14 protein-coding genes are annotated in these 12993 nt (G+C 57.1%); 3 read left to right on the top strand and 11 right to left on the bottom strand.

Annotated elements, in window-relative coordinates; translation table 11 throughout:
* Positions 1 to 99: 99 nt before the first annotated feature.
* Positions 100 to 564, bottom strand: a complete 465-nt coding sequence (locus Q5H94_RS15695; protein ID WP_304562239.1) for a hypothetical protein — start codon at positions 562 to 564, stop codon at positions 100 to 102.
* A gap of 340 nt (positions 565 to 904) precedes the next feature.
* On the opposite strand from Q5H94_RS15695, the gene Q5H94_RS15690 reads away from it, so the two are divergent.
* The gene (locus tag Q5H94_RS15690) at positions 905 to 1480 is read left to right on the top strand and encodes a recombinase family protein (protein ID WP_304562238.1); all 576 of its coding nucleotides are present in this window, start codon (positions 905 to 907) and stop codon (positions 1478 to 1480) included.
* Positions 1481 to 1655: 175 nt separating this feature from the next.
* On the opposite strand, the gene Q5H94_RS15685 is transcribed toward Q5H94_RS15690, so the two are convergent.
* From Q5H94_RS15685 to Q5H94_RS15665, 5 genes are all read right to left on the bottom strand, one after another.
* A complete protein-coding gene (locus tag Q5H94_RS15685) occupies positions 1656 to 2210 on the bottom strand; it encodes a hypothetical protein (protein WP_304562237.1) in 555 nt (184 codons plus the stop codon).
* A gap of 560 nt (positions 2211 to 2770) precedes the next feature.
* Positions 2771 to 3607 carry a hypothetical protein gene (locus Q5H94_RS15680; protein WP_304562236.1) on the bottom strand — a complete coding sequence of 279 codons (837 nt, stop codon included), beginning with the start codon at positions 3605 to 3607 and terminating at the stop codon, positions 2771 to 2773.
* 154 nt (positions 3608 to 3761) lie between these two features.
* Complete coding sequence (locus Q5H94_RS15675; RefSeq protein WP_304562235.1) at positions 3762 to 4628, bottom strand: site-specific DNA-methyltransferase; 867 nt, start codon at positions 4626 to 4628, stop codon at positions 3762 to 3764.
* Positions 4625 to 6136 (bottom strand): N-6 DNA methylase, encoded by a 1512-nt coding sequence (locus Q5H94_RS15670; protein ID WP_304562234.1) that lies wholly within the window; start codon positions 6134 to 6136, stop codon positions 4625 to 4627. Before Q5H94_RS15670 ends, Q5H94_RS15675 begins: the two co-directional genes overlap by 4 nt.
* Positions 6137 to 6525: 389 nt before the next feature.
* A complete protein-coding gene (locus tag Q5H94_RS15665; RefSeq protein WP_304562233.1) occupies positions 6526 to 6894 on the bottom strand; it encodes a hypothetical protein in 369 nt (122 codons plus the stop codon).
* 301 nt (positions 6895 to 7195) lie between these two features.
* On the opposite strand from Q5H94_RS15665, the gene Q5H94_RS15660 reads away from it, so the two are divergent.
* Positions 7196 to 8119, top strand: coding sequence for a phospholipase D family protein (locus Q5H94_RS15660; protein WP_431312176.1), 924 nt, complete (start codon positions 7196 to 7198; stop codon positions 8117 to 8119).
* 160 nt (positions 8120 to 8279) lie between these two features.
* On the opposite strand, the gene Q5H94_RS15655 is transcribed toward Q5H94_RS15660, so the two are convergent.
* Positions 8280 to 9263: a hypothetical protein gene (locus Q5H94_RS15655; RefSeq protein ID WP_304562231.1), complete on the bottom strand. Its 984-nt coding sequence runs from the start codon at positions 9261 to 9263 to the stop codon at positions 8280 to 8282.
* A gap of 285 nt (positions 9264 to 9548) precedes the next feature.
* Positions 9549 to 9773: a hypothetical protein gene (locus Q5H94_RS15650; protein ID WP_304562230.1), complete on the bottom strand. Its 225-nt coding sequence runs from the start codon at positions 9771 to 9773 to the stop codon at positions 9549 to 9551.
* 270 nt (positions 9774 to 10043) lie between these two features.
* Here Q5H94_RS15650 and Q5H94_RS15645 point away from each other — a divergent pair, with 270 nt between their 5' ends.
* Entirely contained in the window at positions 10044 to 10577 is a 534-nt protein-coding gene (locus Q5H94_RS15645; RefSeq protein ID WP_304562229.1) for a hypothetical protein, read from the top strand.
* Between the two features lie 157 nt (positions 10578 to 10734).
* Here the strand turns inward: Q5H94_RS15645 and Q5H94_RS15640 are convergent, their stop codons facing one another.
* The 3 genes from Q5H94_RS15640 to Q5H94_RS15630 all read right to left on the bottom strand — a co-directional run bounded on the left by Q5H94_RS15640 (position 10735) and on the right by Q5H94_RS15630 (position 12768).
* Positions 10735 to 11352, bottom strand: coding sequence for a hypothetical protein (locus Q5H94_RS15640; protein WP_304562228.1), 618 nt, complete (start codon positions 11350 to 11352; stop codon positions 10735 to 10737).
* 98 nt (positions 11353 to 11450) lie between these two features.
* On the bottom strand, positions 11451 to 11939 hold the full coding sequence (locus Q5H94_RS15635; RefSeq protein WP_304562227.1) for a hypothetical protein: 489 nt from the start codon (positions 11937 to 11939) through the stop codon (positions 11451 to 11453).
* A 10-nt stretch (positions 11940 to 11949) separates the two neighbouring features.
* Positions 11950 to 12768 carry a hypothetical protein gene (locus Q5H94_RS15630; protein ID WP_304562226.1) on the bottom strand — a complete coding sequence of 273 codons (819 nt, stop codon included), beginning with the start codon at positions 12766 to 12768 and terminating at the stop codon, positions 11950 to 11952.
* Between the last annotated feature and the right edge of the window lie 225 nt (positions 12769 to 12993).

Below are 12993 nucleotides of genomic sequence, written 5' to 3'. Positions count from 1 at the left end.
TGGGTCGAGAGCGGAAGTCCGGTTTGGGTGGTTAGCGGACAGACCGCTTTCGTCGGATAAGCCGATCCCGTTGAACCTGAAAATACGAGCATGGCTGTGTTAGCGGCCTTTGCTAGTGCTCTTCGAGCCCTTGGTGGACCCATTTGCATCCGGTTCGCGGAAGAAGTTGTAACTAGCGAGTTCACTCACTCCCGATAGCTGGACCGATTTCGGCACGGGGTTGCCCTCAAAAGGCAGATACATTCCGTAGCTCGTTGGATCGTAGATTACACGGCATCCGGTGCGGTCTTCTTCGACGGCGACTAGATGAAGCGTGACTGCCGAAATGTCAGTTTTTCGGCGTTCGAGCGTGTAGGATATTTCATTCGAACCGAATGACATCGTGCCGTTGCGAAAAGTAATCGCCCCGCAGTCTCTGTTTCGGTAAGTGCCGTCTCCAAAATTGCGAGGGGGCGGCTTAGGCGGAAACAGCGCGGAATGAACTATAGCGATGCCCATTCCGACAAAGGCCAAGAGCGCAGCGAGGCCGCCCGTTTTTCGGCGAAAATACACCGTATTGTCCACGCAGCCACTTTGCGCTTTCCGATGAGGCGGTCAATGTCCGCTATGGGTCGAGAACGGACGTCCGGCCTCGGTCGAGAGCGACGTTTCGGCGCTGGGGCGATTCCGGGCGTCCGGGTTCGATCGCCGGCGACTATCGCCGTGGCGATCATCGCTGGTAAGTATGAATATCCCCACAGGCGAAGCCGTACGCAGCAAGAAAGAAATTATACGAAAACTAGTCTGCGCATCGAAAACGACCGGTTTAATTACATTGGACAATATTGTAACGAATATATGACTCGACTCAATTTGAATACGAAAGTATTTACTTTGCACGTATTCGATACAAGAGTCATGTTATATGGGTAGAGCATTTGCTTATTGTCGAGTTAGTACCGCAGATCAGACAAACGACAATCAAGTTCGGGAGATTGAGGCAGCCGGCTTCATCATCGAGCCAAGGCGGATTGTCGTAGAAACCGTCTCCGGTGCGGTGGCCGCAATGGAACGTGCCGGATTTGCCAAGCTCGTGGATCGACTCGAGGCGGACGACATCTTAGTGGTCACGAAGCTCGACCGGCTAGGACGTAACGCGATGGACGTCAGGGCGACGGTCGAAAAACTTGCCGACGAATGGGTGCGTGTACATTGTCTAGCCCTGGGCGGCGTCGATCTCACCAGCGCCGCCGGTAAGATGGTGATGGCCGTGATCAGCGCGATGGCGGAGTTCGAGCGCGATCTTCTGGTTGAGCGCACGCAAGCCGGTCTCGCTCGTGCTAAGGCTCAAGGAAAGAAGCTCGGACGCCCCCCCGTGCTAACCGACGATCAGCAGCGCGCCGTGATAAACAGTCGTCGCGCGGGTGTGTCGCTCGGCACATTGGCGAAGCAGTATGGCGTGAGCCGTGCAGCTATCCAGCGAGTAGAGAAAAGGGGTTAGAAACCCTATAAAGTGACGACTGGAATTTGGCCACTAGCAGAATTTCTGTTTTCGGCGCTTGAATTATGAAAGACGGACAGGCGACTTGGGACTCCTCGCAGAAGTTGTGCTTCTCCGCCAGATCCGTCATCTGCTGATATCCTGTAAGTATGACAAGGTGAGCCTGTACAATAGATCACGATTGGGGGCGATTAGAGAGAAGGCGCCACCACGTCGCGCCACGCTGTGTTTTATAGGTACTGCCGTCCCGAACACCCTCGTTTAATAGATCAGCGATCTTGCGCCCCTCAGACGAGGTCGAGTCGTAAACTTCGAAGATGACCCCATCGTCACGGCGTTCAAAGCGCGCAACTGGGTCGGTCATTTCTGCGATCTCAGGAAGCTGCAGCTTCATGGTGTTTCGTGCCTCGCCGGACTTGGACAGCGTCATCGTTCTTGACTGTCCAGTCCTTGCATCTTGCAAAGCTCGGCTGCCCGCGAAGAAGCTATCGACCACGCGCAAGGGGATCTGTGTTTGCGTTCTTCCTCGACCGTGCCGAAGTCGCATAACCATTGCTTGCGGGATCGATGAAGCGGCGCTCGCAGTCGGAAGCTCGTCGATATCTTCGAGCACAATCTCTAGCCGCCATCCCAAGGCGTCTGCGGCAAAGGCAAGGTCAGGAAGATCGAACGCCTTAAAGTCCAGCAAACGAGGCGATCGGAGTTCAAGCACCGCGTCATGTTGCGTCAAGCGCATCACCTCTATGAGTTTTACTGCCTTAGGGTGCAAGGGACCGGTGCTATAACGCCTCATCAAGTCCCGCCGTGCAAGTCGAGTAAGATAGCTGCCCACCCTCCATCGGTCGGCTCTGCTGCACCCCCAATCTCGTGTCAGCCAGTCATAGGCTATTGCCGAACAACGTGCGGCCTCTCCACGTTCGCTGCCTTCAGCCAAAGCAAGCAACGAGAGGGGAGACGACCGCTCCATCGCCTCATGGTACGACCGCGTGCTTTCCCAAAGCTGTGCTCGAGTGCCGACGTGGACTGAATCAAGCCAGATGAACACATCGATCCAGATTCCGCCTAGGACGACCGTTTGGAACTGGGACGGATTAAGGGCGCTAGCGTCGGTCGAAGAGTACAGCTCGAACGATTTTACTTGAGCCGCTGGGTCGCCTGGCTGGGAAGGGACCGCAATATGAAGAGCGTTAGCCCCGGATGAGGACGCAAAAAGCGGTAAGGCGAGGCCGTGGTCGGTGAGGCGCTCGTATGCGACGAGCATCATTCCCACGGCACTGCTGCCACGGTCAGTCATGATGCGGCGCTTCCCAGTCGGCGCCGCATGATTTGGGCGATCACATCAGCAAAAGAATCCGGCGTTTCGTTCGGACGCCAGTCGTATGTTTCGAAGTCAACGTTCAGGTCACGAATGGCCGTCAACAGCGCGCTGTTTGATCCATTTGGATCCTCGAGCAGTTGCTCTGGAAAGATCAACAGCCGGGCGTGTCCCTGCCGAAGGTCGACTGATTGTGCGTAGGCCAGTTCTACGGCAGAAGCACGACGATCCGGTTTTTCGCGTCCCGTAGCCGCGAGAGAGGCGATGCGAATCCAATTCTGCGCTACAGAGCGCCAATGTGGGATCGAATTGGCCAGCCCCGATCGCACCTTTGCATCGAAGTATTCTTCTACCCCGCCGAACGCCCATTCGATGTGCCGAACGGCTGAGGCCAGCGTCGGCTCAAGCTCGTAATCGTCAATATATATCGATGGGTCTACAGCTTCATCGTAAAAACCCGCCATATAGGCGCCGGTGTCAAATGGGTACACATGATACGGTGCAGGTAACGCACTAGGAGACAGGGCGATAGCGAATGGAAAGAAGTTAAGCTGGTCATTCTTTTCATTGCCTCGCCCAAAGCGGTACGCAGGACGGGCTAGGAAGAAGTAGAGAAGATCCTTACCGAAGACGTTGCACTGACGTCGTTCCAGCACGCCTCCATTAATGACGCGTCGTCCCCAACCGACTGAAGTGACGTGCACTAGTTCAGGAGGAGAAATTGACACCGTGGTACACGCTGCTTTGGCGAGCTCAACAAGTTCGCGATTAGCGACGACGCCACGAGGCTTCCTCCTGGTATCTGTCGTCATACGAAGAATCACTCCGGTTTGAGCAGTCGGCGATCTTTATCGCACGTCATAAGGCTAGCGTCTTCGAGTCAACGTTACCAGAACGACTGGCACCGCTGTGCCGCCCGTTTGAAGGAACAGCCGTATGCGCCCCCCCCCCGCGCTTCGCCTGCGTTCACTCGGCTGCAAGCACTGAAGGCGGCACACCCATGACATCATTGTACAGACGAACCTTCGCGCCTTTTGATCGCGTCAAACTGGGCTTGGCAAATATAATCACGTATTCGTGTACATTCTTGAAGAGAAAGTTTGGCGGATAAGGATAGCTGCCAAATATTGGTCTTTGGCCGTTTGCTGATCCCCACCGACCTCCGGTCCCGTCTTTCGACCAAATAATCTCGTTGATCATCACTAAACCGATATCGCGAAGCATCACACCGATGTCGGTACTAAGCGGGAACGTCAGCAGGCCGTGGTCCGTCATCTGATTGACGTTCGCGGTAACGACACAAAGTTTCCGCCCCGGACGAAGCACTCGATAGCACTCCTGAAAAACCCGGCGGAGTTCATCAAGAAATTCCACATAGCTGCCCGCCGTGCCGATATCGGAGTTCCGACCACCGTAGTTTGCCTTGTCCCAATAAGGAGGGCTGGTGACGATCAAGTCGATGCTGCCGTCTTTGATCCCGGATAGATCACGCGCGTCGCCTTGGCGCCCCTCAAACGCATCCAGGTTTAATTGTTCACTCTTGATCCTAGACTTCATCTCTTTGACGAATGTCGGGTTCTGGTCGATGCAGATGGAGCGGCGGCCCTCGCGAATTGCCGCGACCGCCGTTGTGCCGACCCCGCCGAATGGGTCGAGCACTGTCTCACCCCAGAAGCTAAACAGCTTGGTAAGGCGCTTGGGGATCTCAGTTGGGAAGGTTGCGGGGTGAAGTGCATGACTAACATTGGCAATGCTCCACACCGTCTTAGTGTATTCGCGCCATTCGTCCTTAGTCAGCACGCTGAGCGCTTTCACTTCTGCGCTGGGCTTCATTCCTCGACTCCCTTATCTCTACTATTTCTTGTGAGTCGGACCGAGCCGTCGATCGATACCACTCGTCGTTCGAAATCTCGCAGCATTGCTGCTGTGTCAGGATCTGCACCGATTAGGTCGGCGAGCAACATGTCGATTGCGCTTCGAACGTCGCCGATCTCTGTCGGTCGGAACGCGAACGTCAGGCGGTCGCGATTGGTGCTGCAGATCATATCTCGCTGCAAGCCCGCCCAAGCTAATCTCCCGAGATCCGCGAGCTGGTTCGCCAAATTCTCTGGAACCCGTATGTTCAGCAACGGAAGTTCTGAAAGGAACCAAGCCGGGACGTGAAAGCCGTCGCACTCGACGTGCCAGAGCCAATAGGCCATTCGCGACGACAGTATCGCTGTGACGACGTCAGCCTCATTCGCTGATGAACAACGAAGCCGGTTTATACCGCTGGCACTTAGCGTTCCGCGCCAGCTCAGCTGGGCAGGATAGTTTCGGAACACGTTCAGAAAGTTGTAGGCTGTGCCGGCGACAAACACGTCTGCGCTCAACGCAGTTCCCACGATCTCTGACGCTGCGGCCTTGCTCGGCTCAGGGCGGGCTCCCGATCGGAGGCGGTGAGTTTCCAGCGCGCCGTAAAGTACGACTTCCGCCGCCGATCCAAGCTTTGGCACAAGGCGCGCGATAGGTGCCTGACCCATTTCCGCAGCCCGTGACTCTGAGAAAATCGTGGTGCGCTGCCGGCTCGTCCACTTCAGGAGACGGCTTGTGCGAATAGAGGAAGGCGTGGGCCCTGGTCGCCTTATCGCGATCGTCGCCCGAGTCTTAGCTTCTTCCCCGAAAAGAGCGTGAGGTTGTCGATCGAAGAACAGGAGGGTCCATTCGCCACCGCGGGTGGACATGGCAGAGCGGCAGCGCCGGTGGTCGGCGGAGCGGTTTGCGCCCAGTGCGAGTGGCACGACCATAGCGGCAGCGTCATCTGAGGAATTCGCAACCGTCCAACTCATCTCAAGGAAAGGTAGATACAGCGAAGTAGTCGGCCGACCATCGGCCATGGGCACTACGCCGCCGGTCGCATAAGGCGGGTTGCAAATCAAACGAAGGGGGCCCGTTCCGGGGGCCAGTCGCGCGCGGAGGTCGCCGGCGCGGGCAGAAGAGGGCGTGTCAACTGCCAGCAAGTTCCCTCGAATGGCTGCCCAAGTACCCAACGGATCTTGGGTTTCGGTCGCAATCTCGGCGAGCAGCGCAAAGGCGGCAAAATCGCAAGCTTGAGGTGAGATGTCACACCCGGTGAGCCTCGACTTTGCGAACGCTACCCGTCCACTCCCGTGATACCGCCGCAGGGCGGCAGCGAGGAAGACGCCGCTTCCGACCGCAGGATCGAGCCACCACTCACCTAGGTCGGAGCCAGCAGGTGCTTCGATTGCCCCTACCATGAAGTCGGCAACATCGGCGGGCGTATAGAAGGACCCGACCTTCTTGCGCTCTTCCCGACTTGTGGAGAGCGTAATGTCGCGCATGACATTGAGCCGTGTGGTCCGCCCGTAAGTGTCGAGAAGATACGGGAGAAGCTCCAACAGATGCGCATCGCTGGGGAGCGACCTCAAAGAGCTGTCGAGGGCCGACCACCCCACGGAGGCGCCGAGCCCGAACCAAGCACCGGCGCGGGCGCCGTCGGCCGGAAGCCCCGTGCGGATCATATCTACGAGGGTGACGGCTACCGCCGCCCATGCAACCCTACCCTCCAGTTCTGCCCGGATGCTGTCGTGCCTAGACGCGGCCTCAAGCCAGTCGCCGCCGAGCTTTAGTTTCCGTGCGACACCAACTGCAGCGAGGACATGCTCGCGCAGAGGCGCGACCAATCCTTCCAAGGACCGCCCCGCCCTAGGCGAAGCTGACCTTACCGCCGTCATGGTCGGCTCTCGGGCGCTGCAATCAGCGACACCTTCAGCCACCGCTCGTTCAACTCGCGCGCTATCAGCTCGGCGGCACAATCTGAATTGGAGCGTCCAAGCGCATCAACGTGGGCGCGGAACCGCTCGGCGTGATCAGCCTGAACATAGGCCGACACTTTTTTTGAGCGCGCCGCATGTGTCGGGGACGATGGCACATTGGGCTGGAGTAGTCGAATTTCAATCTCGCGCAGGATGAGCAGGGTCAAAAGAGCTGAGCCGCTCGTCAGGCCGATCTCCTTCAGGTACGCCTCAAAACGGAGATGGCAGTCTGCTTGCACGTACGCATGTACGGCGAGCTTCTCAGCCCTCTCTTCGATTTGCACTTCACACCTCATCATGAGGTGGACGATGTAGGACTCAAGATGAGGTGTCAATACCGTTCATCTTTTGTTCTGATACTTTTTGGGGGTTCGGTCAATGCTCATTCCTCAGCTGTACGGCCGTCCGTTTCTCGACACGTTGACACGCGAGTTCGGTGCCGCGGCTTGCAGTTACGTGGCCACTGCGTGGGTGAGAGCGTCGGGCGTCGGCTTGTTGTGGGACAGTCTCACGGACATGCTTGATCGCGGTGGACGCCTGAGGCTCGTAGCGGGCATCGATCGGGAGAACACGTCACGAGAGGGCTTGGCTATGCTTTTGGCTCTTGAGGGCGACGTGCGTGTTTACGTCCGACACAACGAGGCGACGCCGATTTTTCATCCGAAGCTCTATGGCTTTCGTGCGGGGGAAGAGTGCCGCGTTCTTGTCGGCTCCAACAATCTCACTGGTGCAGGGTTATCGCAGAACGAGGAACTATCCGCGCTGCTCGTCGAGGAAGCAGGAGGTCCGCTCGAGCGTTCACTGAAGGCGTATATGCGGCAGCTGCGTGACCCCGCAGACGGCCTTGCGAGGCGGTTGGATGAAAACCTTCTCGATCAACTCGCACGAGCCGGTTACATTGAATCAGAAGCGCGGCTCAGAGGCAAGGCGGGCAATTTAGGCCCCGCCCGCGCCGCCGCAGACAAACTCTTTGGTTCGCGTCAGCCAATCCGACGTCGCATTCCGGCAAGAGTGCCTGTCCCAAGGTCAATCGAACCGCGCCCGGAGACACCGGTTGGGGACTGGAACCGAGTATTCGTTAAGCTTCGCTTGGCTCGTGGAACTCAAGGCCAGATCCCGCTTGCGGTGGCACGGGAAGTCAGACGCCGACTGGGCGAGGTCAACTTGGACGGACCGTTCACCGTGATCGATCGGCATACCCGCGCGGAGCGTCAGATTAGCCCCACCTTCCCTAAACGACGTCCAGATGCCGCCAATACATACAAGATCGAAGCAATGCCGGCAAAGGGGCACGCCATTCTGAAACTCGAGATGGTGGGCAGGCGGGTGCTGGCCGAGTTTTTTGATAGCGCAGATGCGGATGGCCATGCTGTGCACGAGTTGCTGATCGATGGCTTACGGTCAGAGCCGGCGAGAACTGTTGACCCTAATGGTGCCGCCGCACGACGTGCGGTCGGTCAGAGCCTTGAGGATGCAACTGAGGGCGTCACGCTATACCGATTTGACTGACCTGAGCCGCTGCCGTCAGGCCTTGGCGTACGCGCTCGACGTGTTACGCTTGACGGTTACGCTCGCACTACACTTGACGACGAGACTCGAGGCGCATTGAAGTCGTTGCTACAGTCGCCAATCTGGTGCGGGAGAAAATCCCGCACCAGACCGTCGAGGTTCAGGGTCGCGTCTTGATGATGGGCAGGTTCCACGGGGCGCCAAGCTCTTTGGTTAGGTCGACCCAGAAGGTTGCGACCGCATCGGGATGCAAAACACGCCTGCCCGCATCAGCGTCCTTGACGGCTAGGGCTCGCAAGAAGGCGATGATGCTGCTGCGGATGCGGAGGCCCTCACCGCCGCCGAACGTGGTCTGCTCGAAGTCCATCATACAGCGATACTGAGCAAGACGCAGGTATCGGATGAGACGGTCGCTTTTCTCGCTGCCATTCATGTGCCCTCGCTTCCCATCCTTGCCGGGATTCCAGTTCATGCACTTGTATGGCGGCTTGAAAAGGTACGCGCTGATGCGGGCCAGATTGACCTCGTCGGTGGTTACGGCCTTGATATCTATCACCGGGGCGCCCGTCGAGTTTGAGCTGTACCGGCTCTCGTGTCTCGCTGCCACCACCTTCGCTCGCGCTATAACACCCTTCCCGAAGATGAGTGCGTGTTCGTGACGCTGCACGAGTTGACCTCCGCCCGGGAAGCCCTGGCTGTTGAACAGCGCCAGCTCGGTCACCCCGAACCAGTTCGGAGACATGGCACGGAGTGTCTTCTGTACGGTCTGCTGGGAGGTAAACAGGTCAATCTCGGTCTTGTAGTGCGAGGTCGCGCCATCACCGCTGATGAACGTAACCAACGCTACCTCAACGGATGGATCGCGCGTGACGATGTTGCACAGATGCACGTGCAACATTTCCCACGCCGTATTGCACGACCTTTCCCCGATGAGCGTCGGTGATGACGTTGCCCCAACCTGTTGAAGCAATGCCTTCAGCGTTGTGCGCGTCTCCTTCGATATCTTACGCTTAGCGACGGAATTTATCGCCTTACCGTTGAACGCTTTGAACCAGAGACCGTGGAGTTGCCCGACCTCCTCGATGGTGGTGCAACTCCACAAGCCCTTTGAAAACTTATCTTTGGGCTCTGGCCAGTTGGTCACGTTGAGCTCGGGAGCGTCGTAGAGGCGAGGGGTGGGCTTAGGCGGTTTGCGCCTTGCCGGGGTTCTACGGTTACGGATACTACGAGCAAGAAGACTTGCACGCTTTTGACCAATGGTCTTCTTTTTACGAGATATGGTATTACGATTCATAAAAACTTTCTATGTTAGTATGACGCAGATTATCATGTTCAGAAGCCTAGAGCCTCTGAATGTCTGGTCTTTGGTTGGTACAGGTTCGTGTAGTGAACACTACGACAGTCAAGCTAGGCTTGCTGCCGCGTCACCTCACGATTTAGCGGTCGGACGGTCTACGATTATTTTAATACGAAGACAGTTTTGCCCTTTATCGGCCAGAGTGCGGACGCTCTGCAACGTTATCAAGGTTTTTCTGCCGATTTTCTTTCGCTCAAGAGCTTGTTCATTGAGCAAGGCAAACAGTTTTGTTCGTCCTATGCCGAGCAGCATGCAGGCATTTCGTACGCTAATGAGGATTGGTTCTGAAAACTCCATGCTCTTCTCCATGTTGCAGGCCAAGATTGGCTGCAGGGAGATGAGTAACACCGCTAAATAGGCTCAAACTAGGTTGCTTGATCCTGCAACCTCAAAAGTGCAGAAAGTACCCGCCTGATCATCCGCAGGGGCCATGTCACATCGAGTCAGAAATTAGGTTGCATGACCACGCAACTGACTACTAGTCATTATTCTAGAATGCGAACCTAACAATGCTTGGGGTGTCGATTCGCTTCGATGTGTCAGGTCGAACTAGCGAAGGGGCGTGCCGTGACTCTTATCAAGCACAAAAGTCGAAATCTTAGGTTAAACCGTTACGCAAAAGTATGGATTGCATTCAGGGAGGACGTGTTTGCAGCGGTGAAAGCAACCGAGCTCCGTTTCTTAGAAACGAAGCTCACGCCTTTTGAAGCGTCGCACTCAGTCGTTAAGCGAATGGCATATGAATTTGTGCTCCAGCATCGCGCTACATCCAAGTTCAACTGGATTGAAGCGGCCATTTCTGATGACAGGGACGAAGGAAGAACGATACGAACAAGATTCGATGACAATCACTTTCATCACGTTATGTTCGGATTATCGAAGCATATACATTTTGGAAATTATTCCATTACCAAATGGAACGTGTCGCGCTTTGCGAAGCAGCTATTGTACGCCGAGAGGCATGAAGTCCCTCCTGAGTATCTAGTCGGTTTTTTGTATCAATCTGGCACCATTAGCGAGATTGAGGCAAAGGTAGATGATCCAAATTTTCGTGAGGACTGGTTCAGGAAAAAGATGCTTGAGGACAGCGCCGCTGCCTGAGGAGCGTCGGTGTGAGGGCTTTGTCGTAATCGCACTTCGCTAGGTGAGCGCGGTCGGCAGTGAGCATGAAGCGCCCTATCAACGTCGCGCATTCCTGTGAGGGGTTGCCGACACGCTGGGCTGATGTACGCGCGCATTCTGCACGTCGGTGGCAGGCTTATAGAGTGCAGCGCACCCATCGTTGTGATCCGCCGGTGTTGTCGAGCGTCAAGACGTTGTCCCCGAGCCGGGCTGCGGTGAGCGTGCTCGAAGCACTCGTAGTTCGGAACGCGTCCCGGGCCTCGACTTCGCTTTGCGTCAGCTGGTCGCCCTCGAGGGACCAGCGGCCGTGGTAGTCGGTTTGATGGATTGCACCGCTAGGAGTTTTGTACCGCATCGCAGAACGATAGGCGCCATCCGCCGCGAGTTTCATCACCTGCGCAAGGTCACCGTTCCTTCGAAAAATCGCAGGCGCCGCATATTCGGTGCACGGTGTCTTGCCGTCCTCGCCACCTTTCCGCGCGCTCAACCAAGTGCCGGCCAACCACTGGGGTGTCACGGCTAGAAGGGGAGATGAATTGGATCCGCGCCCATCACACGTGTCCCACGGCGTGTAGCCCGTCAGCAATTTTTGCGTGCGCGCGTACGAACAGACCATACGTTCGGGTGCCTTCGAGCCGTTAAACGCCACCAATACCAACACCCACAAGTTCATGACGCAGCCGAACACCAAGAGGCCTTTGAATAGGAAGGACTTGGTGCGCTCGTAGGCCGCTGATCGACGCGCGCTCAGCATGATCGACTGCTCCTTATCAAAACTCCGGGGATCGTGCGGATCGTCTTGCCACCTTGGTCATCCGTATCGGCGCCGCTCGCTGATCGAAGTTAGCCATGTCAGTTGCCGGGCTTTACTAGGCGGGCACGGTTCTTGGCTAATATCTCGGCATAGGGTCGGTCGTTGACCGTGAAGCGCGCGATCAACGCCGCAGCTTCCTCATCTGTGTCGACGGTCACCGGCAGGTCCGTCAGGGTGACGCGATACCCCTCGCTGACGCGGGTGACCCGGAAATCGAAGCCGGTCAGGCGCACACGATAGGCATTGCCGCGCTCCACGCGGACCAGATTGTATGAGGCGTGACACACGACATAGTCGGTCCCTTCGTCCTTGACGACTGGCTCAGGGACCGAGCCGAATCGGGCATCCGTCCCGATAATCACTTTCGCAAACGCATATCCTTGCGACCATGTGTCGATCAGCTCCTTGACCGTCTGCCTGATATTGGAGCCGAGGCACATTTGGTCCGCATCACGGCTGGCATATGCCGGCGAGGCACGGACGCCCATGACTGCGGCTGCCAGAAAAATGCGGCTCAGCTGCTTCATGGTCTTCGCCTCATGGTACCGGCGAGAATAATTGCTCATCCGTCGGCTCCTTCGGCTGCTGTTCGGATTGCGGCGTCTCGACGGACTCCGGCTGGCTCACCGGGTTCTTCGTCGGTTCAGCCTGCGGCGGCGGCGAGCGCTCAGCTTCGACCGTGGCAACCGGATTCTTCATGATCGAGAAGGTCAAGAAGACTGGAAATTTGTAAAACACGACCGGCGGCTTCGCGGGATCAGCGGCAGCGCGAATTTTATAATTGATCTGAGCGACGTCAGTGTCCGTATCGCCGTACCGAAGGTTGGCATCGCAATCGATTTCGTGGGTTTCCGAATGAATGCTGCCTGCCGACACCTCCGTCAGATCGACCCTTGCAAGGGTAACCGCCTTGTCGAGTTCTGCCTGGCTCAGTCCCCACATGTTGTGATCCCCGCCCCCCACCGGCAAAACACGATCGCGAATTAGCGCGACGATGTCGGGATGCCCGCAAACGCGCGCATCGTTGTTGACGATCAATTCCGCAGCTGGCGGCAGATCGGTCGCGCCGGCTGCTTGAGATTCCTCCGTGTCGGACGAGGCTTCCGCAACGTTGCCGGCAGTGGGAGGCAACCGAAGGGACGCGACGCACATCGTAAGGATAAAGAACGGCGAGAGCGCCAGCCAGATCTTCCAAATCGACCAACCTTTACTCGGTCGAGGCTCATTGAGTGGCGTGGGATTGGGCGATCTGCGTCCCGGTTTTGCGGTGCCGGTATCGTCGATCTCGACGAACTCGGCATCCTGAATGTCGTCGGCAGGGCGCCGGTTGGGATCGTGCTTCTGAATATCCTTCATCGGCCGAACCTCCCGTCGAGGCTCAGCAACGAGATCGCACGGCACCGCGCGCTGGAGATTTTCGAACCCGATATGTCCCGCATCATCGCCCCCAAATTCCATGGAGGCACCGGCACGAGCCGGGTGTTAGGAACCCCGAGTAGACCCAAGGCGCCGCCACCTTTAGGCGAGCCTTGGACATACGTGACGGCCACCCGGCCGAATTGCTTCGACCGGCGTCTACTT

Origin of the sequence: Sphingomonas immobilis (assembly GCF_030580995.1) — a bacterium.
Classification (GTDB): domain Bacteria; phylum Pseudomonadota; class Alphaproteobacteria; order Sphingomonadales; family Sphingomonadaceae; genus Sphingomonas; species Sphingomonas immobilis.
The sequence above is the reverse complement of the archived record's forward strand: the minus strand, read 5'-3'. Positions and strand labels throughout refer to the sequence as shown.